General features: G+C 63.6%; 27 protein-coding genes and 1 riboswitch. Of the genes, 17 read left to right on the forward strand and 10 right to left on the reverse strand.

What is annotated here, in order from left to right; all coding sequences use genetic code 11:
* Positions 1-170 precede the first annotated feature (170 nt).
* From cimA to KQI11_RS06965, 9 genes are all read left to right on the forward strand, one after another.
* The gene (gene cimA, locus KQI11_RS06925; protein WP_185916109.1) at positions 171-1,748 is read left to right on the forward strand and encodes a citramalate synthase; all 1,578 of its coding nucleotides are present in this window, start codon (positions 171-173) and stop codon (positions 1,746-1,748) included.
* A 190-nt stretch (positions 1,749-1,938) separates the two neighbouring features.
* Positions 1,939-2,814, forward strand: a complete 876-nt coding sequence (locus KQI11_RS06930) for a transporter substrate-binding domain-containing protein (RefSeq protein ID WP_216401599.1) — start codon at positions 1,939-1,941, stop codon at positions 2,812-2,814.
* Between the two features lie 142 nt (positions 2,815-2,956).
* Positions 2,957-3,631, forward strand: a complete 675-nt coding sequence (locus tag KQI11_RS06935; protein WP_256135898.1) for an amino acid ABC transporter permease — start codon at positions 2,957-2,959, stop codon at positions 3,629-3,631.
* Positions 3,618-4,340, forward strand: a complete 723-nt coding sequence (locus KQI11_RS06940) for an amino acid ABC transporter ATP-binding protein (protein WP_216401600.1) — start codon at positions 3,618-3,620, stop codon at positions 4,338-4,340. Before KQI11_RS06935 ends, KQI11_RS06940 begins: the two co-directional genes overlap by 14 nt.
* Positions 4,341-4,412: 72 nt before the next feature.
* Positions 4,413-4,522: riboswitch (TPP riboswitch) on the forward strand.
* Positions 4,523-4,596: 74 nt separating this feature from the next.
* Positions 4,597-4,905 (forward strand): thiamine-binding protein, encoded by a 309-nt coding sequence (locus KQI11_RS06945; RefSeq protein WP_021659402.1) that lies wholly within the window; start codon positions 4,597-4,599, stop codon positions 4,903-4,905.
* Positions 4,874-5,644: an ABC transporter permease gene (locus KQI11_RS06950; protein ID WP_044992507.1), complete on the forward strand. Its 771-nt coding sequence runs from the start codon at positions 4,874-4,876 to the stop codon at positions 5,642-5,644. The genes KQI11_RS06945 and KQI11_RS06950 overlap by 32 nt, the downstream gene beginning before the upstream one ends.
* Positions 5,645-5,665: 21 nt before the next feature.
* Entirely contained in the window at positions 5,666-6,667 is a 1,002-nt protein-coding gene (locus KQI11_RS06955) for an ABC transporter substrate-binding protein (RefSeq protein WP_216401601.1), read from the forward strand.
* Between the two features lie 11 nt (positions 6,668-6,678).
* Positions 6,679-7,434: an ABC transporter ATP-binding protein gene (locus tag KQI11_RS06960; RefSeq protein ID WP_216401602.1), complete on the forward strand. Its 756-nt coding sequence runs from the start codon at positions 6,679-6,681 to the stop codon at positions 7,432-7,434.
* A gap of 504 nt (positions 7,435-7,938) precedes the next feature.
* Positions 7,939-9,114: a metal-dependent hydrolase family protein gene (locus tag KQI11_RS06965; RefSeq protein ID WP_216401603.1), complete on the forward strand. Its 1,176-nt coding sequence runs from the start codon at positions 7,939-7,941 to the stop codon at positions 9,112-9,114.
* A 94-nt stretch (positions 9,115-9,208) separates the two neighbouring features.
* Here the strand turns inward: KQI11_RS06965 and mgtA are convergent, their stop codons facing one another.
* Positions 9,209-11,857 (reverse strand): magnesium-translocating P-type ATPase, encoded by a 2,649-nt coding sequence (mgtA, locus tag KQI11_RS06970; RefSeq protein ID WP_216401604.1) that lies wholly within the window; start codon positions 11,855-11,857, stop codon positions 9,209-9,211.
* Positions 11,858-12,358: 501 nt separating this feature from the next.
* On the opposite strand from mgtA, the gene KQI11_RS06975 reads away from it, so the two are divergent.
* Together KQI11_RS06975 and KQI11_RS06980 are read left to right on the forward strand one after the other, a co-directional pair.
* Complete coding sequence (locus KQI11_RS06975; RefSeq protein WP_216401605.1) at positions 12,359-12,616, forward strand: hypothetical protein; 258 nt, start codon at positions 12,359-12,361, stop codon at positions 12,614-12,616.
* A 154-nt stretch (positions 12,617-12,770) separates the two neighbouring features.
* Positions 12,771-13,517: a YaaA family protein gene (locus KQI11_RS06980; RefSeq protein WP_216401606.1), complete on the forward strand. Its 747-nt coding sequence runs from the start codon at positions 12,771-12,773 to the stop codon at positions 13,515-13,517.
* Between the two features lie 36 nt (positions 13,518-13,553).
* Here KQI11_RS06980 and KQI11_RS06985 read toward each other — a convergent pair whose 3' ends face one another.
* Positions 13,554-14,924 carry an MATE family efflux transporter gene (locus KQI11_RS06985; RefSeq protein ID WP_216401607.1) on the reverse strand — a complete coding sequence of 457 codons (1,371 nt, stop codon included), beginning with the start codon at positions 14,922-14,924 and terminating at the stop codon, positions 13,554-13,556.
* 397 nt (positions 14,925-15,321) lie between these two features.
* Between KQI11_RS06985 and KQI11_RS06990 the strand changes: the two genes are divergently transcribed.
* Positions 15,322-15,915 carry an RICIN domain-containing protein gene (locus KQI11_RS06990; protein WP_021659391.1) on the forward strand — a complete coding sequence of 198 codons (594 nt, stop codon included), beginning with the start codon at positions 15,322-15,324 and terminating at the stop codon, positions 15,913-15,915.
* Between the two features lie 71 nt (positions 15,916-15,986).
* On the opposite strand, the gene KQI11_RS06995 is transcribed toward KQI11_RS06990, so the two are convergent.
* A complete protein-coding gene (locus tag KQI11_RS06995) occupies positions 15,987-16,133 on the reverse strand; it encodes a hypothetical protein (RefSeq protein ID WP_185916121.1) in 147 nt (48 codons plus the stop codon).
* A 144-nt stretch (positions 16,134-16,277) separates the two neighbouring features.
* Here KQI11_RS06995 and KQI11_RS07000 point away from each other — a divergent pair, with 144 nt between their 5' ends.
* A complete protein-coding gene (locus KQI11_RS07000) occupies positions 16,278-16,856 on the forward strand; it encodes a rubrerythrin family protein (protein WP_216401608.1) in 579 nt (192 codons plus the stop codon).
* Between the two features lie 62 nt (positions 16,857-16,918).
* Here KQI11_RS07000 and KQI11_RS07005 read toward each other — a convergent pair whose 3' ends face one another.
* Entirely contained in the window at positions 16,919-17,341 is a 423-nt protein-coding gene (locus KQI11_RS07005) for an Hsp20/alpha crystallin family protein (RefSeq protein ID WP_044992501.1), read from the reverse strand.
* 224 nt (positions 17,342-17,565) lie between these two features.
* On the opposite strand from KQI11_RS07005, the gene KQI11_RS07010 reads away from it, so the two are divergent.
* Together KQI11_RS07010 and KQI11_RS07015 are read left to right on the forward strand one after the other, a co-directional pair.
* Positions 17,566-18,021 carry a 3D domain-containing protein gene (locus KQI11_RS07010; protein ID WP_216401609.1) on the forward strand — a complete coding sequence of 152 codons (456 nt, stop codon included), beginning with the start codon at positions 17,566-17,568 and terminating at the stop codon, positions 18,019-18,021.
* Between the two features lie 62 nt (positions 18,022-18,083).
* A complete protein-coding gene (locus tag KQI11_RS07015; protein WP_185916123.1) occupies positions 18,084-18,431 on the forward strand; it encodes an ASCH domain-containing protein in 348 nt (115 codons plus the stop codon).
* 87 nt (positions 18,432-18,518) lie between these two features.
* On the opposite strand, the gene KQI11_RS07020 is transcribed toward KQI11_RS07015, so the two are convergent.
* On the reverse strand, positions 18,519-18,911 hold the full coding sequence (locus tag KQI11_RS07020) for a pyridoxamine 5'-phosphate oxidase family protein (RefSeq protein ID WP_216401610.1): 393 nt from the start codon (positions 18,909-18,911) through the stop codon (positions 18,519-18,521).
* A gap of 81 nt (positions 18,912-18,992) precedes the next feature.
* Positions 18,993-19,205, reverse strand: coding sequence for a hypothetical protein (locus KQI11_RS07025; protein ID WP_185916125.1), 213 nt, complete (start codon positions 19,203-19,205; stop codon positions 18,993-18,995).
* A 335-nt stretch (positions 19,206-19,540) separates the two neighbouring features.
* Here KQI11_RS07025 and KQI11_RS07030 point away from each other — a divergent pair, with 335 nt between their 5' ends.
* Positions 19,541-20,440: an EamA family transporter gene (locus KQI11_RS07030; RefSeq protein WP_185916126.1), complete on the forward strand. Its 900-nt coding sequence runs from the start codon at positions 19,541-19,543 to the stop codon at positions 20,438-20,440.
* Positions 20,441-20,554: 114 nt separating this feature from the next.
* On the opposite strand, the gene KQI11_RS07035 is transcribed toward KQI11_RS07030, so the two are convergent.
* The 4 genes from KQI11_RS07035 to KQI11_RS07050 all read right to left on the reverse strand — a co-directional run bounded on the left by KQI11_RS07035 (position 20,555) and on the right by KQI11_RS07050 (position 24,408).
* Positions 20,555-21,745, reverse strand: coding sequence for a cation diffusion facilitator family transporter (locus tag KQI11_RS07035; protein WP_216401611.1), 1,191 nt, complete (start codon positions 21,743-21,745; stop codon positions 20,555-20,557).
* A gap of 400 nt (positions 21,746-22,145) precedes the next feature.
* Positions 22,146-22,400: a hypothetical protein gene (locus KQI11_RS07040; protein WP_216401612.1), complete on the reverse strand. Its 255-nt coding sequence runs from the start codon at positions 22,398-22,400 to the stop codon at positions 22,146-22,148.
* A gap of 232 nt (positions 22,401-22,632) precedes the next feature.
* Positions 22,633-23,223, reverse strand: a complete 591-nt coding sequence (locus KQI11_RS07045) for a recombinase family protein (RefSeq protein ID WP_216401613.1) — start codon at positions 23,221-23,223, stop codon at positions 22,633-22,635.
* Between the two features lie 201 nt (positions 23,224-23,424).
* Positions 23,425-24,408, reverse strand: a complete 984-nt coding sequence (locus tag KQI11_RS07050; protein WP_216401614.1) for a nucleoside hydrolase — start codon at positions 24,406-24,408, stop codon at positions 23,425-23,427.
* Between the two features lie 304 nt (positions 24,409-24,712).
* Here KQI11_RS07050 and KQI11_RS07055 point away from each other — a divergent pair, with 304 nt between their 5' ends.
* Positions 24,713-25,321 carry a peptidoglycan recognition protein family protein gene (locus KQI11_RS07055; RefSeq protein ID WP_185916130.1) on the forward strand — a complete coding sequence of 203 codons (609 nt, stop codon included), beginning with the start codon at positions 24,713-24,715 and terminating at the stop codon, positions 25,319-25,321.
* Positions 25,322-25,429 lie beyond the last annotated feature (108 nt).

Raw genomic sequence — 25,429 nt, forward strand, 5'->3', positions numbered from 1 at the left:
GCGGGTCGCCCCCATGCAGAGGGGCGGCCCGCTTTTTTTGCGCCGGTTGACAGGGGGGCGGGCAGCTTGTAAACTAACAGAGAAAGGGGCGCTTGTGACCGGTGCGGGCCGCGCCGAAAGCGCCTTGACAAAAGGGCTGTGCGGGCCCGGTACAGAAGGGGTGTTTTGCAGTGGAGAGAGAGCGGGTCTGGCTGTTGGATTCCACCATGCGCGACGGCGCGCAGGGGAAGAACATCTCCTTTTCGGTGGAGGACAAGGTGGAGATCTTGCGGGCCTTGGACCGGCAGGGGATCCCCTATATCGAGGCGGGGAACCCCTCCTCCGGGCCCAAGGACCTGCTCTTTTTTGAGCGGGCGCGGCAGGTCCCCCTGGAGCACAGCAAGCTGGTGGCCTTTGGCGCCACCTGCCGCAAATTCCTCGCCCCGCAGGAGGATCGGGGGATCGCCGCCCTCTGCGAGGCGGGGACCCCGGCGGTCTGCATCTTCGGCAAGAGCTGGGACCTCCACGTGAAGGACGTGCTCAAGACCACCCTAGAGGAAAACCTGCGGATGATCGGGGAGACCGTCGCCTACCTGAAGGGGCAGGGGAAGGAGGTCCTCTACGACGCCGAGCACTTCTTCGACGGCTACCGCCAAAACCCCCGCTACGCCATGGAGACCGTCCGCGCCGCCCGGGACGCCGGGGCCGACTGGGTCGTCCTCTGCGACACCAACGGGGCCACCCTCCCCAGCGAGGTCCGACGGGCGACCCAGCAGGTCTGCCGGGAGCTGGGCTGCCCGGTGGGCATCCACTGCCACAACGACATCGGCTGCGCCGTGGCGGCCAGCCTGGCGGCGGTGGAGGGCGGGGCGCGGATGGTGCAGGGCACCTATGTGGGCTTTGGCGAGCGCTGCGGCAACGCCAACCTCTCGACGGTGCTCCCCACCCTGCAACTGAAGATGGGCTACCCCTGCGTGGAGAAGGAGCAGATGGCCCGCCTGACCAAGACCGCCCGCATCATCTCCGACGTGGCCAACCTCACCCTGCCCGACAGCATGCCCTATGTGGGGGGCGGCGCCTTCTCCCACAAGGCGGGGATGCATGTGGACGCCGTGCACAAGAACAGCCGCACCTTTGAGCACATCTCCCCCGACCTGGTGGGAAACAAGCGCCACATCCTCATCAGCGAGGTGGGGGGGAAGGCGGTGCTCTACCACAGCATCCGCAAGGTCGACCCCACCATGCCCCCCGACGCCCCCGAGATCACCGAGGTGCTGGAGGACGTGAAGGCCAGGGAGCTGCGGGGTTACCAGTACGAGTCGGCCGAGGCCAGCTTGCAGGTGCTGATCCTCAAGCACCTGGGGATGCACCGCCCCCACTTCAAGTTGGAGCTCTACCGCATCTTCAGCGAACAGGAGTCGGGGGTGTTCAGCACCTCCTCGGCCATCTGCAAGGTGCGGGTGGGGGACCAGTACGAGATGACCGCCGACGAGGGGCGGGGCCCGGTCAACGCCCTGGACAACGCCGTGCGCAAGGCGGTGACCCGGTTTTACCCCGCCATCGCCCGGGTGCGGCTGACCGACTACAAGGTGCGGGTGGTGGAGCAGAGCGCCAACTCGGCCTCCCGGGTGCGGGTGCTCATCGAGTCCACCGACGGCGAAAATGTCTGGACCACGGTGGGGGTCTCCCACGACATCATCCGCGCCTCCCTGCGCGCCCAGGTGGATTCGCTGGAGTACAAGCTCCTCCGGGACGACGGCATCCTGTGACCCCTCATTCGCCCCCTAAAACTGGAAAAGGTGTACAGAATTTGAGCGATTGTTTGCGCCCTCTGGTGGAATTGCCAAAAACAGAGGGCGCCTCTGTTTTTCTGTTGACTTTAGCGTGCTACTATGCTACTATGATGAAGCAACAAGGCGGAGACGCCGACACGATGAAAACCAATAGGGGGAATCACAGATGAAACAGATGGATCGAGTGAAGCAAATTTTGGGCATCGCCCTGGCGGCGATGATGGCGCTGGCCACCTTTACCGGCTGCGGCGCAGCGGCAGCCGACGCCTCTTCCAAGGGAGAGGGGCAGGATCTGCTGGCCCAGATCAAAGCCAAAGGCAAGATCGTTGTGGGAATGAACGCGGAATTCGCCCCCTATGAATTCCACGCCATCGTGGACGGCAAGGACACGGTCTCCGGGTTTGACGTCGAGCTGGCAAAGGCCATCGCCAGCGACCTGGGCGTCGAGCTGGAAATCAAGGAGATGGAGTTTGAGGGGCTCATCAGCGCCCTCAACGCCGGGCAGTGCGACGTGCTGATCTCCGGCCTGGCCACCACCGAGAAGCGCCGCCAGCAGGTGGACTTCTCCGACCCCTACTACACCGGCAAAAACCTCCTCTTGATGAACAAGAAAAACACCGAGGGGATGGACAGCGTGGCCGAGTTGGCCGACAACAAGATCGGCATTCAGATGTCCTCCACCCAGCAGGTGTACGCCCAGAACAACTTGGAGCCCCAGGGCACCCAGGTGACCTACATCGGCAGCATGAACACCCTGCTCATGTCCCTCAAGGCCGGGCAAATCGACGGCATCGTCACCGACGACACGGTCTGCCGCACCATGGTCATCTCCAACCCGGACCTGGTCATCAACCAGAACTGCACCTTCCCCAGCGAAAACCCCGGCGAGGACTCCACCGCCGTGGCCATCCCCAAGGGGGAGAGCAGCCTGACAGCCGAAATCAACAAGACCATCGCCCGCCTGAAAGCCGACGGACAGATGGAGAAGCTGGTGGACGAGGCCTGCGCCCTGGCGGCGCAGAACGCCGGCAGCGAGGAATAGCACCCCACACCGCAGAGCAAAAACGGGCGAGCAAAGCCGCCCGTTTTCCTTTGCCGAGATCCCGGCCGGCCCGGCCGGATGCAAACGGGCCAGCGACCGGCCCCCGCCCCGGCGGGAGGGGGCCAGAGAGGAAGATGTCACCGTGAATTTCAGTTTTTGGAGCGGGTACAAGGCCAGCTACTTTTCCAGCCTCTGGATGACTTTGAAGCTCTCCCTTGTCTCGATCCTCTTCGCCACCCTGCTGGGGGTGCTGCTCTATTTTCTCAAGACCTCCCGGCTGGGGTATAAAAAACTTCGCCCCCTGTCCCTCCTCGCCTCGGCCTTTATCGAGGTGATGCGCTGCGTGCCCATGCTGCTTTTGATGATCATCGTCTACTCGGGCAGCAAAATCGCCCTGGGCTTCAACTTCACCTCCTTTCAGGCGGCGGTGATCGCCATTGTCATGAACGCCAGCGTCTACATCTGCGAGGTGGTCCGCGCCGGGATCGAGGCGGTGGACCGGGGCCAGATGGAGGCCGCCCGCAGTCTGGGGATGAGCCGCCGCAAGGCCATGTGGCTGGTGGTGATGCCCCAGGCGGTCAAGAACATCCTGCCGGCCATCGGCAACGAGTTCGTGGGGGTCATCAAAAACTCCTCCATGGCCTCGGTCATCGGGGTGGCGGAGCTGCTCTTCACCTCGAAAAACATCTCCGGCGCCACCTTCCTGCCCCTGGAACCCCTGCTGGTGGCCGCCGCCTTCTACTTCGTTTTGACCTTTACCCTGGGGCGGCTGATGCTCTGGGTGGAGAGGAGGTACAAAGTCAGTGATAACCGTTAAAGATCTGTACAAATCCTTCGGCGAAAACGGGGTGCTCAAGGGCATCTCGGAAACGGTGGAAAAGGGCGAGGTGGTGGTGGTCATCGGCCCCTCCGGCTCGGGCAAATCCACCTTCCTGCGCTGCCTCAACCTGTTGGAGCGGCCCACCTCGGGGACCATTGTCTTTGAGGGGCAGGAGATCACCGGCAAGCGCTTTGACGAGGACAAACTGCGGGAGAAGATGGGGATGGTCTTTCAGCAGTTCAACCTCTTCCCCCACAAGACGGTGCTGCAAAACGTGACCATGGCCCCCATCAAGGTCAAGGGCCAGAAGCCGGAAGCCGCCCGGAAGCGGGGGCTGGAACTGCTGGAGATGGTGGGCCTTTCGGACAAGGCCGACAGCTACCCGAACTCCCTCTCGGGCGGGCAGAAACAGCGGGTGGCCATCGCCCGCGCCCTGGCCATGGACCCGGACGTGATGCTCTTTGACGAGCCCACCTCGGCCCTGGACCCCGAGATGGTGGGGGAGGTGCTGGCGGTGATGAAGCAGCTGGCCCAGGGGGGGATGACCATGGTGGTGGTCACCCACGAGATGGGCTTTGCCCGGGAGATGGGGGACCGCATCCTCTTCATGGACGACGGGGTCATCGTGGAGCAGGGCAGCCCGGAGGAGCTCTTCGGCAACCCCCAAAACCCCCGCACCGTCGACTTCCTCTCCAAGGTGCTTTGAGCGGGGGGAGGGGCAAAAAAGAAATTGACAAACCCCAACCGGTGGGGTATGATGAAGTCGCTATCAAAAACAAATAGTCAAACGGGGGGCTGGCGTAAACCGGCTGAGATTGGGCAGTGACCTGCCCTGACCCGCGAACCTGTACGGATAATGCCGGCGTAGGGATTTGTCAGCAAGGGAACAGACTGCCAAGGCTGTACGGGTGCGCGCCCGTGCAGCCTTTTTTGCGCTGCGATGAGAGAAGGAGGAAGAAAAAATGAGTGAAAAACAGCCGGAGTGCAGCATTGCCATCCAGGTCCTGCCCAAGGTGGAGGGCGAGGAGGTCATCCGCGTGGTGGACGAGGTCATCGCCTACCTGAAATCCAGCGGTCTGCCGGTCTTTGTGGGCCCCTTTGAGACCACGGTGGAGGGCCCCTTTGACCAGTTGATGGAGATGGTCAAGGAGTGCCAGAAAATCTGTATCCGCGCCGGCGCGCCGGGGGTCAGCTCCTACGTGAAGATCGCCTACAATCCGAGTGTGGGGGTGTGGTCCATTGACAAAAAGGTCACGAAGCATCACCAGTAAACTCTACCCCTTTGCCCTCATCGCCCTGCTGCTGGCGATCTGGAGCGGCATCTCCTACTTCGGCGTCCTGCCGGGGTATATGCTGCCCTCCCCCTGGGCGGTGGCGCGGGCCTTTGTCAAGGACTTCGGGCTCTTGATGGACCACGCCCGCATCTCCCTCTGGGAGTCCTTTCTGGGGCTGTTTTGCAGCACCGCCCTGGCCTTTGTGCTGGCGGTGCTGATGGACCGCTTCCTCTTTTTGCACCGCTCGGTCTACCCGCTGCTGGTGCTCACCCAGACGGTGCCCTCCATCGCCATCGCCCCGCTGCTGGTGCTCTGGTTTGGCTACGGCCTCACCCCCAAGGTGTTGCTGATCGTCATCGTCTGCTTTTTCCCCACGGTCATCGGGCTGCTCTCGGGCTTTGCCGCGGTGGACCGGGACGTGATCCGCCTCTTCACCTCCATGGGGGCCTCCAAGTGGCAGATCCTGTGGCAGGTGAAGATCCCCTCGGCGCTGCCCCACTTCTTCTCGGGCTTTCGCATCGCCGCCTCCTACTCCATTGTGGGCGCGGTGGTGGCCGAGTGGCTGGGGGGCGAAGGGGGCCTGGGCGTCTACATGACCCGGGTGCGCAAGTCCTATGCCTTTGACAAGATGTTCGCCGTCATCTTTTTGGTGAGCATCATCAGCCTGCTGCTGCTCAAGCTGGTGGGCTGGGCGGAGAAGAAGGCAATGCCCTACAACCAAAAACAGAAGTCTTGAAAATCGAGGAGAAAAGAAGAGATGAAGATGAAAAAGTGCTTGGCTGTCCTGCTGGCCCTCACCCTGTGCGCCCTGCCCATGAGCGGGTGCAGAAAAGGCGACTCCGGCGAAAAAGACGGCCTGACCGACATCACCGTGGTGCTGGACTGGGTGCCCAACACCAACCACACCGGCATGTACGTGGCCCTGGAAAAGGGCTATTACGAGGAGGCGGGGCTCAAGGTGCACATCCAGCAGCCCCCCGAGGACGGCGCCCTCTCCCTGCTGGCCGGCGGCAAGGCCCAGTTCGCCGTCAGCGTGCAGGAGCAGATCGCCGCCGCCCTCGCCTCGGACAGCCCGCTGCCGGTGACCGCCGTGGCCTCCATCATCGACCACAACACCTCCGGCATCATCTCCCTGAAGGAGACCGGCATCCGCTCCCCCAAAGACCTGGAGGGCAAGCGCTACGCCGCCTGGGACAGCCCCTTTGAAAAGGCCACCCTCACCGACATCATGTCCGCCGACGGGGGGGACTACGACAAGGTGAAGATGATCCCCAACAGCGCCACCGACCTGATCACCGCCCTGAACACCGACATCGACGCCGCCTGGATCTTTTACGCCTGGGACGGGGTCGCCTGCAAGGTCAAGGGGATGGACTTTGACTACATGAACATGAAGGACCTGAACCCCGTCTTTGACGAGTACACCCCCCTCCTGGCCTCCAGCAACGCCTTTTTGCAGGAGCACCCCGACCAGGCCCGGGCCTTTTTGGCCGCCACCGCCAAGGGGTACCAGTACGCCATGGAAAACCCGGAGGACGCCGCCAAGATCCTGGTCAAGCACGCCCCCGAGATCGACGAGGCGATCGCCGTCGAGAGCCAGAAGTGGCTGGCCGACCAGTACCAGGGCGACAAGCCCCACTGGGGCACCTTTGACCCGGTGCGCTGGGGGAACTTCTTCAAGTGGATGGAGGAGAAGGGCCTGGTGGACAGGGACATCAGCACCGAGGGCTTTACCAACGACTACCTGCCCGCCCAGTGAGGGGAAACGCCATGTCTTTTTTTACCGCCGAAAAAATCACCAAGTCCTATGACGGGCGCACCATCATCCGCGACATCGACCTGCGGGTGGAGGAGGGGGAGATCGTCTGCCTGCTGGGGGTCAGCGGGATCGGCAAGACCACCCTCTTCAACGTCCTCTCCGGGCTGGAGCCGGCCGACAGCGGCCGGGTGACCCTGGACGGGGCCGACATCACCGGCCGCACCGGGGTGGTCAGCTACATGCAGCAAAAGGACCTGCTGCTCCCCTTCAAGACGGTGCTGCAAAACGTCTGCGTCCCCCTGCGGCTGCAGGGGGTGGGGCGCAAGGAGGCCCGGGAGCGGGTGCGCCCCTACTTTGCGCAGTTCGGCCTGGCGGGGTGCGAGGACCAGTACCCCAACCAGCTCTCGGGGGGGATGCGGCAGCGGGCCGCCTTTCTGCGCGCCTACCTCTTTTCCAGCAAGATGATGCTGCTGGACGAGCCCTTTGGCGCCCTGGACGCCATCACCAAGTCGCAGATCCACAGCTGGTACCTGCAGGTGATGGAGGCCGTTCGCTCCTCCACCCTCTTCATCACCCACGACATCGACGAGGCGATCCTCCTCTCCAACCGCATCTACATCCTCACCGGCGCCCCCGGGGAGATCGGGCTGGAGCTGCCGGTGCGCTGCAGCGGCAGGCGGGACGCCGACTTTCCCCTCACCGACGAGTTCCGGGAGACCAAGCTGCGCATCCTCCACTTCATCCGCCAGTCGGTGGAGGGGGAGTAAAGGGCAGCCCGTTCGCCTTCCCACATCGACAGCCCGCCCGGATGGCGGGCTGTTTTTGGTTGCAATTTTGGCGGCCCCTTTCCGGGGAGGGCCAGAGGGTCTTCACACCGGGCTTCCCGAGAGGGAAGGGCGCGAAAGGCGCAATGAGCAAGGCGATTTTGGAGATGGATGGCAAAAAATAGTCGCCCAGACGACCGGTTTGCCGGTGGCGGTGCGGGTCGTGTGGTCCTGAAATTTCGGTGTCCCTCGCGGAACGAAACCCGCATGATGTCCTTTTAGGGCCGGCGCATCCCACCTGTTCAACGGGCGGCTTTGATTGCCCGCACCGCCCTCCACTCCCTTTTTACGGGCCCTTTTTCCGGCGGCAGGGAGGGGTCCCCGCGGAGAGCGCCTTTCACCGGTTGGAAAAAAAGTGAAAATTTTACCGCTTTCCACCTTTAAAATCCATCGGGAATGGAGTATAATAGGCCCATCGAAAAAGGAAAGAAAAGGAGGATCTTGCAAGTGAAACAGACCTTTATCACCGGCGGCAACATCGTGGATGTGGAGGCCGGAACGGTTCTCACCGGCAGCAGCATTTTGGTGGAGGACGGGCTCATCAAAGAGGTGGGTGTCCTACAGGCCCCCGAGGGGGCGGAGGTGATCGACCTCAAGGGCGCCACCGTCCTGCCGGGGCTCTTCAACTGCCATACCCACATGAACCTGGCGCCGGTGGCCAACCCCACCTACACCGAGACCGACGCCCAGGTCACCATGTTCTCCCTGGAGCAGCTGAAGATGCACATCCAGTCGGGAGTGACCTTCATCCGCGATGTGGGCGGCATCCACTACATCGACGTGGACATCCGCGACGAGGCCAAGGCCGGCAAGATCCTCGCCCCGGACATGCAGGTCTCGGGCAAGTGCATCTGCATGACCGGCGGACACGGCTGGTCCATGGGGCGGGAGGCCGACGGCCCCGACGACTGCCGCAAGGCCGCCAGAGAGCAGCTCAAGGCGGGGGCCGACTGGGTCAAGGTGATGGCCACCGGCGGCGTCATGACCAAAGGGGTGGAGCCGGGTTCCCCCCAGCTGGGCGAGGACGAGCTGCGGGCCGCCATTGAGGAGGCCCACAAGGTGGGGGCCAAGACCTGCACCCACGCCCAGGGGATGACCGGCATCAAAAACGCCCTGCGGGCGGGGGTCGACTCCATCGAGCACGGCTTTTTTATGGACGACTGGTGCTTTGACTACATGAAGGAGCACGGCGTCTACTACGTGCCCACCCTGGCGGCGGTGCACTGGATCGTGGTCAAGGGCACCGAGGCGGGCATTGCCGACTACGTGGTGCGCAAGGCCGAAAATGCGGTGGAGGCCCACCTGGACACCTTCCGCCGCGCCCACGAGGCCGGGGTCAAGATCGCCCTGGGCACCGATGCGGGCACCCCCTTCAACAGCCACGCCATGACCGCCTACGAGATGGTGCTGATGGTGAAGGCGGGCATGACCCCCATGGAGGCCATCCGCACCGGCACCATCGACGCCGCCGAGCTCTGCTCGGTGGAGGACAGCTTGGGCAGCATCGCCCCGGGCAAAAAGGCCCACCTGGCGGTCTTTGCCGAGAACCCGGTGGAAAACATCGAGGCCGCCCTCAACTGTGTGATGACCATCAAAAACGGCGAGGTCGTCTACCGGGCGTAGGACCCCCTTGTAAAGAGCGCCAAAAGGCCTGGAAAACCAAACGGTTTTCCAGGCCTTTTTTGCCCGTTTTGCCCGCCGCGGGAGAGGGGGGCGGTTACAGCCACTCGCCCCAGCGCCTGACATAGAGCCGCTTGACCAGCTGGGAGGCCACGCAGTAGCCGCCCAGCAGCAGGGCCAGACAGGGGAGGAAGGCCAGGGGCAGGGGGCGCAGGTCGATGGCCGCAGCCGCCGGCCCAAAGCCCAGAAAGAGGGCCACGGCCCCCACCACCCCGGTGGAGAGGGCCAGGGGCAGGGCGGCCCTGCTCTGCACAAAGGGGATGCGGGCGGTGCGGATCATGTGCACCACCGCGATCTGCGACAGGGTGCCGAAGACAAAGCAGCCGCACTGAAAGAGGGGGGCCAGCCCCGCTGTATTCGCCCCCAGCCAGAACCAGAGCAGCAGGTAGAGGGCGATGTCGAACAGCGAGCTGAGGGGCCCCATGATCAGCATGAAGCGCTGGATGGTGCCGGTCTCCCAGCGGCGGGGGGAGCGGAGGTAGGAGGCGTCCACCCGGTCGAAGGGGATGCCCAGCTGGGCGAAGTCGCAGAGGAGGTTTTGGATGAGGATGTGCACCGGCAGCAGGGGGAGGAAGGGGAGAAAGAGGCTGGCCACCATCACCGAGATCATGTTGCCGAAGTTGCCACTGGCGGCCATTTTGATGTATTTGACGATGTTGCCGAAGGTGCGACGCCCCTCCAGCACCCCCTCTTCCAAGACCATCAGGTCCTTTTTCAGCAGGATGATGTCGGCGGTCTCCTTGGCGATGTCCACGGCGCTGTCCACCGAGATGCCCACGTCCGCCTGGCGCATGGCCGGGGCGTCGTTGATGCCGTCGCCCATGTAGCCCACCGTGTGCCCGGCGCGCTGAAAGGCCTCCACCACCCGGCTCTTCTGCAGGGGGGAGAGCTTGGAGAAGAGCTGGCAGCGCTGCACGGCCTCGCCCAGGGCGCTGTCGTCCATCTCCTCCACCTGGGCGCCGGTGAGCCGGTGGCCGGTGTCAATGCCCACCTTGCCGCAGACCTTGACGGCCACCCCCTCGCTGTCCCCGGTGAGGACCACCGTGCGCACCCCGTGTTGGCGCAGGGCGGCGACAGCGGCCCCGCTGCTCTCCTTGGGCGGGTCGAGAAAGCCGATGAAGCCCAGCAGCACCATCTCCCGCTCGTCGGCCACCGAGAAGTTTTCGGCCGCCGGGAGCTCGTTTTTCTGGGCGACGGCGATCATCCGCAGCCCCTCGGCGCTGTGGGCGGCGCAGAGGGCGAGGGCCGCCTGCCGCACGTCGGGGGTCAGGGGCAAAATGGCCCCGTCCAGCTCGGCGAAGGCGCAGATCGAGAGCACCTCCTCCACCGCCCCCTTGGTGATGAGCTGCCGCTTGCCGCTGCCGTCGGACAGCACCACGCTCATCCGCCGGCGGCTGAAGTCAAAGGGGATCTCGTCCACCCGGGTGTAGCCCTCCAGCAGCGGGGGGAGGCCGTTTTCCCCGGCGCGGCCGATGATGGCCAGGTCGATGAGGTTTTTGAGCCCGGTCTGAAAGGCGCTGTTGAGGTAGGCGTGGCGGAGGATGCGCAGGTCGTCCCCGCCCCGCACGTCCATGTACTTTTCCAGCACGATCCGGTCCTCGGTGAGGGTGCCGGTCTTGTCGGTGCAGAGCACATCCATCTCGCCGAAGGTCTGGATCGAGCTGAGGGTCTTGACGATGGTCTGGTGTTTGGACATGGCCACCGCCCCCTTGGCCAGGGTGGAGGTCATGATCATGGGCAGCATTTCGGGGGTGAGACCCACGGCGATGGTGACGGCGAAGAGGAGGGCGCCGCCCCAGTCCCCCTTGGTGAAGCCGTTGACCAGAAAGATGACCGGCACCATCGCCAACATGAAGCGGATGAGCAGCCGGCTGACCCCGTCCACCCCCCGCTCAAAGCTGTTTTTTGCCCGGTCGCCCGACAGGCTCTGGGCCATGGAGCCGAAGTAGGTGTTGTTCCCGGTGGCCACCACCAGGGCGGTGGCGCTGCCGCTGATCATGTTGGAGCCCATAAAGCCCAGGTCCCCCAGGTCGGTGAGGGCCCCCTCTTCGCCCCCGGGCAGCTGGGCGAACTTCTCCACCGGGGCCGATTCCCCGGTGAGGGCCGCCTGGGAGAGAAAGGCGTCCTTGGCGGCGAGGAAGCGGACGTCCCCGGGGATGATGTCCCCCGCCGAGAGGCGGACCACGTCCCCCGGCACCACCTGGTCGATGGGGATGGAGCGGGTCTCGCCCTCCCGCACCACGTCGACCTGGTTGGAGATCATCGACTGCAGGGCGGCCGCGGCCTTGCCCGAGCGCTCGCCCTGCACAAAGGAGACCAGGCCCGACAGCCCCACCAGGGCCAGCACGATGACGACGGTGGTGACGTCGCCGCTCTGGGAGAGGAGCACGTCGGTGACAAAGGTGATGGCCGCCACCAGCAGTAAAACCAGGTTAAAGGGGTTGACAAAGGCCTGCCCCAGCCGGTAGAGAAGGCCGTGGCGCGCCTCGCTGCGGATGCGGTTGGGGCCGCACTCCTCCAATCTCTCGGCGGCGGCAGCGGCCGAGAGGCCGCGGGGGCCGCTGCCCTGCAATTGCAGGGCCTCCTCCCCGGTGCAGCGGGCGTAGGGGCGCAGCAGCTCCTCGCTGGCCCGGCGTTTTTGAATGGCGCGGTTGGAACCGGCGCCGCTGTGTCTTTGCAGAAACATCTTGCATCATCCTCTCCATTCCAGTGTTGCCAAAAATGCAGAGCTGGATGAACAGGACCGAACGAAACTGTCTTTTTTTCGCCGCCTGGGCGACGGACTGCGCGCCCCCTACCGAAAGCGGGAGGGGAGAGGCCGCGCAGCGGCGCACAGGGCGATTCGCCCCGGAAGGCAGTCGGGTCCGGCCGATCTGTCCCTCCACCTTCGAACGCGCATCCTCTCTCACCTCCCGATGTGCACAGTGTATGGGGGCGCCTGTCTCTGCGCCCCCTTTTGGCCCTCCCATTATACGGCCGCCAGGGGGTGGGAACAAGGGCCAATTGCCACGAAGATGGGGGTGCGTCCGGGCAGAATTTTGGGCATTTGGGGCAGAAAAGCGCCCCCTGCCTTGGGGCGGCTGCGGGGAAAAAAGGCGGTTGACAACCGCTGTCGGGAAGGGTAAACTAAAAACGAAGTTACACGCTGCTAACCGCTGGGCGCGGCGCGCTGTAAAGGGGAGAGAGGGTGGCCGCAAAGACCCGGGCAAAGGGGCTATGCGGGGCGCAGCTGACAGCGGCAAGGCTGCGCTACCCGCTCATTTTGAAAGAGGGCGGGCGGCTGCGCTCGGCCGACCGGGCGCGGCGGCTGGGGGGCACCCGGGCCAGCGTCGACCGGATGCTGCCGGCCCTGGCGGCAGACGATCTGGTGACCCAGCGGGAGGGGCGGCCCTGCCTGCCTCCCACCGGAGGGCAGGCGGCCCGGGCGCTGGCGGCGCGCTACTGACAGGTGGGGGAGTGCCTCTGCCGCCTCCTCGACCTCTCGCCCCAGGCGGTGCTGGCCCTCGGGCTGGACAGCCGCTGAAGCCCGGCTTTTGACTGGCACGCGCCGCCGAGCTGTGGTACACTAGAAGAAAATTGGGAGAGAGGAGGGGAGAGCGATGCGGGCTTTTTTGTCCCCCGCTAAGCAGATGCGCCCCTACACCCGCCCCGACGCGGTCCTGCGCGCCCCCCGCTTTGCCGCCGACGCTGCGCAGCTGGCGGGGCAGCTGCGGGAGTTGGCCCCCTGGCAGCTGGAGAGTTTGATGAAGATCAGCCCCAAGCTGGGGCTGCAGGCCTTTTCCCTCTACCAGGAGTTTGGGGTGGAGCGGCCCCTGGCCCCCGCCCTCTACGCCTATGTGGGGCTGCAGTACAAGTACCTGGCCCCCGAGGACTTTACGGGCGAGGAGCTGGCCTTTGCCGACGCCTGCCTGCGCATCGGCAGCGGCCTCTACGGCCTGCTGGCCCCCTGTGACGGGGTGTCCCCCTACCGGCTGGAGATGGGCTGCAAGCTGGCGGTGGGGGAGAGCCGCGACCTCTACGCCCACTGGGGCGACCGGCTGGCAAAGGCCCTCTTTGAGGGGGGCGAGCCGGTGCTCAACCTGGCGTCGGGGGAGTACGCCCGCGCCATTGCCCCCCACCTGGGCGGCGGGGAGGAGTGGATCACCTGTCGGTTTTTGGTGCGCCGGGGGCGGGCGCTCAAGTGCCTCCCCACCGAGGCGAAGATGGCCCGGGGGCGGATGGCGCGCTACCTGGTCAAGCACCGGGTGACAGACCCGCGCGCCGTCCGGGATTTCTGCGAGGACGGCTACCAGTTCTTGCCCCGGCTGTCGGGGGAGCGGACCTACACCTTTGCCAAGGGGCTGTAAAAAGGGGCTGGACCCGCATGGGTCCAGCCCTTTTTCTCATTTTTCGCCGGCCATCCCCTCGTCGGGGGAGGGCTCCTCCTGGGGGAGGAGGCGGCGCAGGGTGGCCAGATAGGTGGGGATGATCAGGGCGCAGGAGCCCAGCCAGGCCAGGGGGGAGGCCAGGCAGACGCCGGCGTAGCCGATGAACCGGGCCAGCACCAGGGCGGCGGCCACCCGCATCACCAGCTCAAAGACGCCGGCCACCATGGGGACCATGGCCCGCCCCATCCCCTGGATGGTGTTGCGGTAGACAAAGACGCAGCCCAGCAAAAAGTAGAAGATGGAGACCAAGTTGAGATAGGTCTGGGCCTGGGTGAAGACGGTGGGGTCGGCCTCCCCCACAAACAGCCGCACCAGCGGGTGCCCCAGGCCGATGACCAGCCCCGCCCCGGCTAGGGAGAACGCCAGGGAGAGAAGGGTGGACTTGCGCACCCCGTCCCGGATGCGGCGGTACTTTCCGGCGCCGTAGTTCTGGGCGGAAAAGGTGGCGATGGCCACCCCGATGGAGGCCAGGGGCTGGGTGGCCAGCTGGTCGATCTTCGAGGCGGCGGTGAAGGCTGCCACTGTAGTGGAGCCAAATCCGTTGAGCACCCCCTGCACCACGATGCTGCCCACGGCGATGATGCAAAACTGAAAGGCCATGGGGGTGGCGATGCGCAGGTGCTCCCAGGCAAAGCGGCCGCGCCAGACCCAGTCCTCCCGGTGCAGCCGCAGGATGGCAAAGCGCCGAAAGATGTAGAGCAGGCAGAGCAGCCCGGAGAGGACCTGGGCGATGACGGTGGCCCAGGCGGCCCCGGCCACCCCCATGCCGAAGTTGACGATGAAGACGATGTCCAGCACCACGTTGCAGACCGAGGCGATGATAAGGAAGAACAGCGGGGTGCGGCTGTCCCCCAGGGCCCGAATGACGCTGGAGAGGAGGTTGAAAAAGAGGGAGGCGAAGATGCCGGCGAAGATCACCGACAGGTAGCGGTAGGCGTCGTCGATGATGTCGGCGGGGGTGTTCATCCCCTCCAGCAGGGGGCGGGCGGCCAGCAGGCTGACGGCGGTGAGCAGCAGGGTGAACCCGGCGCTGAGGAGGATGGAGGTGGTGAAGGAGCGACGGACCCCCGCGGCGTCCTGCGCGCCGAAGCGCTGGGCGGTGATGACCGCCAGCCCCCCGGCCAGGCCCTGGGCAAACCCCAGCACCAAGAACATGATGGAGCCGGTGGCCCCCACCGCGGCCAGCGCGTTCACCCCCAGGGTGCGCCCCACGATGATGGTGTCGGCCATGTTGTAAAACTGTTGAAACAAGTTTCCGATGAGGAGGGGAAAAGAGAAGGTGAGCAGCAGGCGGATGGGGCTGCCCTGGGTCATGTCGCGGGTCACGGCGATCATCCTTTCTTGACGGTTCCGGGGGAACCGGTTTTTTAATAACTCTTCTATCGTATTCCTTTTTGGCGCCAGGTCAAGGCGACAGAGGGATTTTGGGAAAAACTGTGCATCTGTCCAATTGCGGGGGAAGAGGTACAGAGTTTTTGGGGAAGAGTTGGAGAAAGCCAACCCCTATCGACGGGCTTCGCCCCCCTTTGCGCCCGGGGAACCGGGCGCAAAGGGGGAAAAAACCGCTTTACAAAGCGAAAAATTTGCCTTTTTTTCAAAAAATGGTATACTGAATACACGATATCACCGGCAGTCTTGCCTTTATACATAGTATTGTTTTGTCGACGATCCCTGCCGCCGGTTTATAAATGAGACGACTATTTGGAGAGAAGGAGCCAACACCATGCCTGCAAAAGAGACAAGCTTGAAACTGACCGCCACCAAGGTCTACACCATTTCCGCCAAGGACAGCACCAAAGTGATCGAGGCCGCCGGCGAGGGCCGCGAGGCCATCTACCTGGCCGAGGCGGGCGCCGCCAAGGAGCAGCAGTGGCAGTTTAAAAAAGAGGGGCGCTTTTACAAGATCCTCAACAAGGGCACCGGCAAGTGCCTGGACGTGGAGATGGGCGGCACCGACAACGGCACCCGCCTGCACCAGTGGGAGTTCGCCGGCGGCGACAACCAGCTCTGGTTTTTAGAGGAGATCGGCGAGAACCTGGTGCGCATCAAATCCAAGCAGACCGGCAAGTGCCTCGACATCGTCGACATGGCCAAGTGCGACGGCGCCCAGCTGCAGATCTGGGACGACGTGGCCGGCGACAACCAGGCCTGGCTGATCACCGACGTGACCCCGGCCAAAAAGACGGTGACCCGCACCTCCAAGACCGCTTCTAAGACGGCTGCCAAAAAGCCCGCCGCCAAGAAGGCACCGGCCAAGAAACCGGCTGCCAAGAAGCCCGCCGCCAAAAAGGCGGCCCCCAAAACCGAAGAGAAGTAGCGCTTTTCACACCGCGACAAAAGGCGGGGAGGCCCATTGGGCCTCCCCGCCTTTTTCGCGCAGTGGACGCGCTAGCGGTCCATCAGCTTCTCTGCGTACTGGCGCAGCTCCTCCTGCGAGGAAAACTCGACTCCCGTCTGCTTGATGGTCTCCTGAATCAGTTTGGGCAGGCCGGCAAAGTAGCTGTCCTCGCTCAGGTGTGCGGTAAACTCGTTCATCTCCCGATCCTCCTTGTCAAATGGCGCTGTACTGCTAGTCTGCGCCGGCGGCCGCCGGGTTATTCCGGCGGCCTTTCTCTTTGTGCATACCCCCTGCAAAAAATTGCCATACTCAAGGCAGCAAAACGAGAGGGGGCTTCTTTTTTGAAGCTGCAAGACAGCAAGACAAAAGAACATTTGATGCGCGCCTTTGCCGGCGAGTGCCAGGCCCGCACCCGCTATCTGCTGGCGACCGACGGCGCCGAGAGGGAGGGCTGCCTGACCGTCTGCCGGACCTTCCGCCAGACGGCAAAAGAGGAGGAGGCCCACGCCCGCGCCTTTTACCGGCTGCTGGCCCCGTTGGCGGGCAGCCAGATCGAGTTCACCGCCGCCTACCCGGTGCACAGCGGCGACCTGGGCGCCTCCCTGCGGGACGCGCAGGAGGACGAGTACCGGGAGTGGGAGCTCTACGCCGCCCTCTCCCAGATCGCCCGGGACGAGGGCTTTTTGCAGGCGGCGGCCCTCTTTCTGGCGGTCTCCTCGGTGGAGAAGACCCACGGGGACCGCTTTGGGCAGTTGGCGGCCCAGGTCGAGGGGGGGACCCTCCTGCGGGCGCGGGAGGCGCGCGGCTGGCGCTGCCAGCGCTGCGGCTTCCCCGCCTACGACTGCGCCCCGCCCCAAAACTGCCCCCTCTGCGGCGGCGGGCAGGGGGGATTTGCGCGCTCCGGCGGGGGAGAGGGCTGACTGACTTAGACGGGGGAGAAAAAAGGGGCCGCGCCCTGCGGCGCGGCCCCTTTGCGGGTGTACTAGCGGATCTCGATTTGGTGGGACGGGGGAGTGATGGTGGGCTCTTTGGGCAGGGTGACGGTCAGCACCCCGCTCTTGTACTCGGCGTCGATGCCGTCGGCCTGGATGCCGGCGACGCTGAAACTCCTGGTGTAGGAGCCGCTTCTGCGCTCCCGCCGCAGGTAGTTGCCGTGGCGGTCCTCCTTGGACTCGTCGTGCTGGGCGGTGATGGTCAGGGTGTCGCCCTTGAGGTCCACCTTGATGTCCTTTTTCTCAAACCCCGGCAGGTCGGCTTTCAAAACGTATTTGTCCGGCTTTTCGATGATGTCGGTGCGAAACTGGGAAAAGTCGCTGCCGAAATCGCCAAACAGCTGCTTTTCCAATTTGTCCAGCTCGTGGAACGGGTTGTTGCGGATGGTCCCAAAAGGCATGAGTTCAAACATTGTCGATTCCTCCATTTCTCATTCTCTGCTGTGAACGGGTTTTCGGACTCCATTTGCGGGGTCACATTCGATTGTGTCCCATTGGAAATCCCCTCTTTCTCTTCCTTACAACTGCAGTATACTGCGCATTTGTGACAAATCAAGGGATGAAATATGAACAATTTTAAAATGATTGGCAATCAAATTAATAGAGTGCTAAAATTTAAAAAAGGGGTGGGTGTATTGTGAAACGCCGGTTTGTGGCCCTGCTGTTCTGCGCCTTCTCCCCCTTCCTCCTCACCGGTGGCAGCGGGGCGGGGGGCGCGCTGACCGCCCGCCCCTGTGCGGCCGTCTCCGCCCATCTCCCCGCGATGGAGGAGGGGGGCCCTGCCACCCCCTTTGCGGCGGAGGAACTGGGGGAATTCACCCTCTGCGCCTACTGTACCGAGCGCTACGCGCACATCTGCGGCGGCTCGGACACCACCCGCAGCGGCGACCCGGTCTGCGCAGGGGTGACGGTGGCGGTGGACCCCGAAGTCATCCCCCTGGGCTCCACCCTCTACATTGAGGGGATCGGCTTTCGCAAGGCGCAGGACACCGGCAGCGCCATCCGCGGCCAGACCATCGACCTGGCGGTGGGCCGGCACAGCGACGCCCTCTCGTTCGGGGTGCAGCACCGCCGGGTCTGGCTGGTGCAGTGACCCCTTTTCAAAGCCTGCCGGTTGTGGTATGCTTTGAAAAAAAGAGAAGAGGGGGACGCGCGATGCGCCGCCAACTGGACATCAACCCCAAGGCGTTTGGGAATATTTTAAACGGCTCAAAGGAGTTTGAGCTGCGGCTGTACGACCGGGAGACCTGGGATCTGCAGCTGGGGGACGAGATCGTATTCACCGACTTTGCCGACCGCAGCCGCCGGCTGGTGGTGCGGGTGGAGGGGCTGCTGCGCTACCCCACATTTCGCGCCCTCTTTTCCGACCTGGAATACGGCCGCTGCGGCCCGGCGGACAGCTTGGAAAGGAAGATGGCGGGCATCTACCAGTACTACACCCCCGCCCAGGAAGAGGCGGCCGGGGTGGTGGCCATCAAGATGCGGCTGCTGGAGCAGCTGTAGGGCATAAAAACAAAAAGTTAAAGGGCATAAAAACAAAAAAAGCAGAGGCGCCCGCTGGGGGCGGCTCTGCTTTTTATCTGCAAAAATTTACAGCAGTTTGGTGGGCTCCCCCTCCTCGGGGTAGAGCAGGGCGGTCAGCCCGTCCAGGTAAAAGACCACGTACTCGGGGTTTTCGGGGGTGCCGTAGATGGCGTCCAGGGCGGGGTCGGCGACAAACATGGCCTCTTTGGCGGCCTTGTCGTCTACAAAGACGGCCTTTCCGCGCAGGCGCAGCCACTCCTCCCCCTTGAGGGCGCAGATCTCGCATTTGGGATTGGCCGCCAGCTGGCGGTACACGGCTTTGGTGTTCTCGGTGCAGAAAAACAGCTTTCCCTCAAACTCCATCACCGAGCCGAAGGGCCGCACCCGGGGCTGGCCGCCGTCGTCGGTGGCCAGGAAGAAAGCGCCGGCATCTTGCAGGAAAGAGACGATTTCACGCATAGAAAGACCTCCCAAATTTTGTGTTGGCAATCTCTGCCACACCCCTATGGTGCACGGTTTGGACGGTTTTTGCAAGGGCCCTTAAAAGCTGGTTTTTCCCTCGGCGATCTGCTGGACAAAGGCGGCCATCTCCTGCTTGGAGCCAATTTGGTGGGTGTGCTCGACGATTTGGCGCTTGGCCGCCTCCGGCAGGGAGCCAAAGCGCTCCATGGCGGGGAAGTTGCGGGCCAGGGCCATTCCCAGTCCCTCCGGCAGTTCGGCGAGGGGGTCGGTGTTTCTCTTGATTTCAGACATCTGCAAAACGCCTCCTTTTTGTATAGGGAAAGTATGGGCCTCCGGCGGCCTTTTTATGCCCCCGCCTTGACGGGGCGCGCCCTGCCGTGATACAATAAACCGCTTTGCGTGATTGCAAAAGACCAGGCGGGCCTGCGGGCCGCGCAGAAAGGACAATGCACTGTGAAACCCATTTCGTTTTGCCCCCACGTGGGCTGCTGGGACAGCATTGCCCACCGCTTTCCCCGCAGGCCGCCCCCGCAGGGAGCCGCCGCGCTGCGGTGAGCGACCGCCCCTTTCGCAGCGACCGGCCGTTTCCATCGGCGGCAAATTGTGCAAAAGGATGATGGTTTACAATGACCTGGTTTTGGTTTTCTATGTTGGCGCTGCTCGGGTGGAGCGGCTCCGACCTCTTTAGCAAAATGGGCTCCAAGCCCTCTGACAAGTACAGCCACTGGAAGATGGTGATGGCCGTGGGGCTGGTGATGGGCGTCCACGCCCTCTACCTGCTGTTCACCGGCACCCCCTTTTCGCCGCGGGACATCATCACCTACCTGCCCGCCAGCTTCCTCTACATTCTGGCCATGATCTTTGGCTATGTGGGGCTGCGCTACATCGAGCTGTCCATCTCCAGCCCCATCTGCAACTCCTCCGGGGCGGTGGCGGCCCTCCTCTGCTTTGTCTTCTTAAAGCAGACCATGAACGGCATCCAGTTCTTCGCCGTCTTTCTCATCTGCCTGGCGGTCTTCCTCTTGAGCCTGCTCGAAAAGCGGCGGGACGACCAGTTGCGGCGGGAGGCGGCCCTCTCGCCGGACAAGAAGTACACCCGCAGCATCATCGCCGTCCTCTTCCCCATCCTCTACTGCGTCATCGACGGCCTGGGCACCTTTGCCGACGCTCTGCTGCTGGACACCGTGATCGCCGAGGAGCAGGCCAACATGGCCTACGAGTTCACCTTCCTCTTCCTGGCAGTCTGCGCCTTCATCTACGTGGTGCTCATCAAAAAGCAGAAGCTGGTGGTCTGGGATGAAAAGCCCAAGATGGCCGCCGCCCTCTGCGAGACGGTGGGGCAGTACTTCTACGTCTTCGCCATCGGCGCCAACCCCATCATCGCCGCGCCGGTCATCAGCAGCTACTGCCTGCTCAGCGTGGTCTGGAGCCGGATCTTCCTCAAGGAAAAGCTCACGGCCAAACACTACGCCCTCATCGCCATGGCGGGGGTGGGGATGGCGATCCTCGGCTTCTTCGACGCCTGATCGGCTGCGCCCTCTACTCCCCCTCAAAATGGGGGCACAGCGAATCAAAAGCACCCGGCAGGGAAATATCCCGCCGGGTGCTTTTTTTCGGCCAGAGGGCTGTTTTAGGGGCGTTTACTCGCGGCGCTCGCCGTAGTCCACCTGGTACCCCCGGTCCACCGTGATGACGGCGTTGTAGCGGGGGTCGACTTCCCGCAGCTGTGCCTCGATCTGGGTGCAGAGGTCGTGGTTTTTCACCGGGCAGTCCACCGGCACCATCACGTCGAAGATCAGGTTGCTGTGGGTCTCGCCCAGCACCGCGCGAAAGTCGTGGATGCTCAAGTCAGGGCGGACGCGCTGCACGCACTCCAGCACCGTCTGCCGCAGGGCGTTGACGGTGTCGTTGTTGGTGACGATGGGGTCCATGTGGATGACCATCTGGATCCCCATCTCCTGGGCCAGGTCTTTTTCGATGTTGTCGATGAGGTCGTGGCTCTGCAGGATGTCGGCGGAGCTGTCCACCTCGGCGTGGAGGGAGGCGAAAGTCCGCCCTGGGCCGTAGTTGTGCACCATCAGGTCGTGGATGCCCAGCACCTGCGGGTGGGAGAGGACCTTGCGGGAGATCTCGCTCACCAGGGCGCTGTCAGGGGCCTGCCCCAGCAGGGGGCCCAGGGTGTCCTTGGCCACCCCGTACCCGGAAAAGAGGATGAAGGCCGCCACCGCCAACCCCATGTACCCGTCCAGGTTCAGGGGGGTCAGCAGGGAGACCACCGCCGCCGTCAACACCGCCGAGGTGGCGACCACGTCGTTGAGGCTGTCCTGTGCGGTGGCGAGGATGGTGGTGGAGGAGATGGCCCTGCCGATGCGCCGGTTGAAGGACCACAGCCACACCTTGCAGGCGATGGAGCCGGCCAGCACCGCCAGTGTCACCGCCGAGGTCTCCACCGGGGCGGGGTGGAGGACTTTGTCCAGCGAGGTGCGCCCCAGTTCAAAGCCCAGCAACAAGATCAAAAAGGCGATGATGAGCCCGGCCACATACTCGGTGCGGCCGTGGCCGAAGGGGTGGTCCCGGTCCGCCGGTTTTTCGGAGATTTTAAAGCCCAGTAGGCTGATGATGGAACTGCCCGCGTCGGAGAGGTTGTTCACCGCGTCCGCCACGATGGAGACGCTTCCCGCCAGGGTGCCCACCGCCAACTTGGCGGCGAAGAGCAGGACATTGGCAGCGATGCCCACCGCGCCGGAGAGGGTGCCATAGCGGGCCCGGACCCGGGTGTCCCCCACCTGTTCGCAGTCTCGCACAAAGGCCTTGACCAGCAGAGAGGCCATATCACTGCCCCCTTTCTAAAAAATTGGCGCCAAAAAGGCCGGGGAGGTACGCCCCCTCGCCCCCTTTGTGCGCTTTGGTGCCGGAGATAAAAATACCCATTTATTTTACCGCATCTGGCGACAGAAAACAAGGTGCTTCTCTTGAAGATGCCCGCTTGCAATCGCCTCCTCCCCGCGCTGCCGGCGCGGCGAGAAGGGATGGGTGCAACCTGTTTGCGTGAGCGGGGGCGGGCGCATCCCCCTGGACGCAGGTGCGCGGCCGGGGCTGGGCCGCCCCGTGGCGTGGGCGGGGCCTGCGCGGGGAGAGGGGAGAACGGGCAGCAGCTGGGCAAGCGCCCGATTGCGGGGACTAAAAAAGCCCCGGACGACCCCTTCGTCCGGGAACTTTTACACGAGCCATTTAGCGCTGCGCCTTGGGCGGGGGAGCGGGGTGCTGTTGCAGAAAGGCCTTGGCCTGCTCGGGGTCGTCAAAGGGCTCCACATCCTCCCCCAAAAGGTAGGCAGCGGCGTCGTTCCACTCCTGCAGAGAGTGGGTGTGGGCGGGCACCCGCGCGACGGCCTCCGGCAAAAATGCCCGCAGGTCCGCCCGGCGCAGGTCGGACAGATAGGTGCAGTGAAGGCTGTCCGCCAGCTCTTCCAACAGGTCTTTCGGCAAAGTCGTCCCCTCCCTCTGCTGCTCGATATAGCAGACAATTTCTTTCGCTGCCAGTATAATGGGAAATGTGTAAAAGGCGCTTCAAAAGGCCTGTTTTCCTGTAAAAGTTGACATTTTTTAGGCTCTGTTTCAGGAACCTTTTTCCGCGTGAGAAGCGGGTTTGGCCAGTTGCGGCGCGAAAGGTAAAGTCTACCATTTCTTTTTATAAAAATTTCCAACGGGCCGCATCTCTTCAGTGTTCCCGGGTCCAGCGCAGAAAGGTGTCCTGGGAGACGCCGAGGCGCTTGGCCGCTTCGCGGGAGCTGATGGCGCCGCCCTGCCACTGCCGCTTGAGCAGGGGAAATTCGGGCGGGATGGGCTTTCGCGGGCGGCCAAAGGCGACCCCCTTGCGCTTGGCCGCGTCGATCCCCTCCCGCTGCCGCTGGCGGATGTTCTCCCGCTCGGTCTGGGCCACGTAGGAGAGGATCTGCAACACCAAATCGGAGATGAAGACGCCGGTCAGGTCCCGGTCGCCCTGTCGGGTGTTGAGCAGGGGCATGTCCAGCACGGCGATGTCCACCTGTTTGCGCTTGGTGATCTCCCGCCACTGCTGGATGATCTCGTCGTAGTTGCGCCCCAGCCGGTCGATGGACTTGATCACCAAGAGATCGCCGGGTTTGAGCCGGCGCATCAACCGCTGGTAGCTGGGGCGGTCAAAGTCCTTGCCGCTTTGCTTGTCGGTGTAGATGTGGGTCTTCGGCACGCCGAACTCCTGCATGGCGATCAGCTGCCGGTCTTCGTTTTGGTCGCGGGAGGAGACCCGCACATAGGCGAATGTACTCATTTTTATTACCTCCTAGTAGATAGTCTTTCCTTAAGCATCATACAGGAGATAGAAGCCGTGCAGACCCCTTTTTTCGACAAGTTTCACGATTTGTGAAAACCGCGAAGGCTTTTCCACCGCCCCGCAATAAAAGGAAAATTTTAGGTAAAAAAATCGCCCCTCCGGCAGTGCGGAGAGGCGATTTTTAATGGGAGGCCGTTGTTATTTGGGCGAGCGCTCCATAGCGCGCATCACCAGGGAGACAAACTTCTCCCGGTCGGCGTTCAGGGCGACCGCGCAGTTCTTGCGGGCCTTTTTGTCGCGGGTGTTCACATCGCAGATGGTCATGCCGTCGGCAAAGCCGCCGGAGAAGTCCACGTCCACATAGAGCTGGCGCACGTCTTTGAGGACGGTGGGGTCGATGACCGCGGCCACAGCCAGGGCGTCGTGGATGGGGCCCCAGTCGTCCTGCTCCATGGGCTGAAAGACCCGGTAGCCCTTGATGCGGTAGCGGGCAAACTCCGAGGTGGCCTTGGAGGCGCGGGTGTTCATGGCGTCGAGTTGATCGCACTCGCCCAGGGAGATGCAGGCGCGGTGGGTGGCGTCCAGGGGCACCAAGGTGATCTTGGCGCCGCAGTCCAGCACGATCTTGGCGGCTTCGGGGTCGATCCAGATGTTGAACTCGGCGGCGGGGGTGATGTTGCCGTACTCGTAGGCGCCGCCCATGATGACGATCTCTCTGATCTTCTCCACGATCTCGGGCTGGATGCGGATGGCGGCGGCGATGTTGGTCAGCGGCCCCACCGGGATCAGGGTGATGTCCCCGTCCGAGGCCATCAGGGTGTCCACCAGCCAGCTGACGGCGTTTTGCCGCTGGGGCTGGATGGTGGCGGCGGGCAGGTAGTCCAGGTAGTCGCTGTGGACGTTCTCCTCCGGGTCCTCCTGGCCGGTGAAGGGCATGTGGGGCCGGCGGCCGGGGGTCAGGGAGCTGACCAGGGGCAGGTGGCAGCCCTTGAAGACCGGCACGTCGCTGCCCAGGTACTCCACCACCCGCAGGGTGTTTTCGGTGGTCATCTCGATGCAGCGGTTGCCGTTGACGGTGCAGATGCCCAGCACCTCCAGCTCGGGAGAGAGCAGGGCGGTCATGATGGCGACGGCGTCGTCGCTGCCGGTATCCACGTCTAAAATGACTTTTTTCTTGTCCATTGGCTCGATTCCTCCAGTAGTGGGGACGGCCCGCGCCGCCCCCTCTTTTTTTACCAGTGTAGCGCCAAATTTGCCCTTTGCCAAGGACAGATGTCTCCCAAAAAAAGGCAGCTGTGGAGGAGCAAATCGAAAGAAAGTCGTCAAGTATTTTTTCGGGAGATGGTGTATACTCTAGTAAATGAGAGCAGTTGTGAGAGGAAGTGTGAAATTGCCGCCATCCACCGTCCGGCGAAGGCCGCCGCTGAAAAAGGTTTCCCGCCCTTGCCCTCGCCCTCGCCCGCGCGGGCGGGACAGGCACCTCCCTTTGCGCCCCATCCTCTTTGGGCTGCTGGCGGTGCTGTTGGGGGGGCTGCTCGTCCTCTCCCGCTGCCGGTACCGACAGCCAGTGGAGCCCTCCCGGGCCCAGACCATCGCCGGCATCCCGGTGACCGAGGAATTTATCCCCGAGGGGAACGCCGGCCGCCCGGGCATCAAGCGGGAGATCAAGTGGGTGGTCATCCACGAGACGGCCAACCACTCAGAGGGGGCGGACGCCCAGCGCCACAGCGAGTACATACAGAAAAAGTCGGTGGAGAGCACCCTCTCCTGGCACTACACGGTGGACGACCACCAGATCTACCACCACCTGCCCGACGACGAGGTGGGCTGGCACGCCGGCGACAAGCTGACCGCCGGCGGGGGGAACCAGTGCGGCATCGGGGTGGAGATCTGCGTCAACGACGACGGCGACTACGCCCAGGCGGTGGACAACGCCGCCAAGCTCACCGCCTACCTGCTGGACTACTACGGCCTGGGGATCGAGAACATCAAGCAGCACCACGACTTTATGGAGAAAAACTGCCCCCAAATCATGCGGGACACCGGTGGCTGGGAGGCCTTTTTGCAGAAGGTGGAGGGCTACCGGGCGGGATGACAACCCCCGCCCTCTGTGCTATAATAAATAGAAAAGCAGCCGCGCTTCGGGGAGCCTGCAAGGACTTCTGTGCAACCTGACAGGGCGGACGCCCCTCCCCCGATCGGG

This window comes from Acetanaerobacterium sp. MSJ-12 (assembly GCF_018917875.1).
In the GTDB taxonomy this organism is placed as follows: domain Bacteria; phylum Bacillota; class Clostridia; order Oscillospirales; family Ruminococcaceae; genus Bittarella; species Bittarella massiliensis.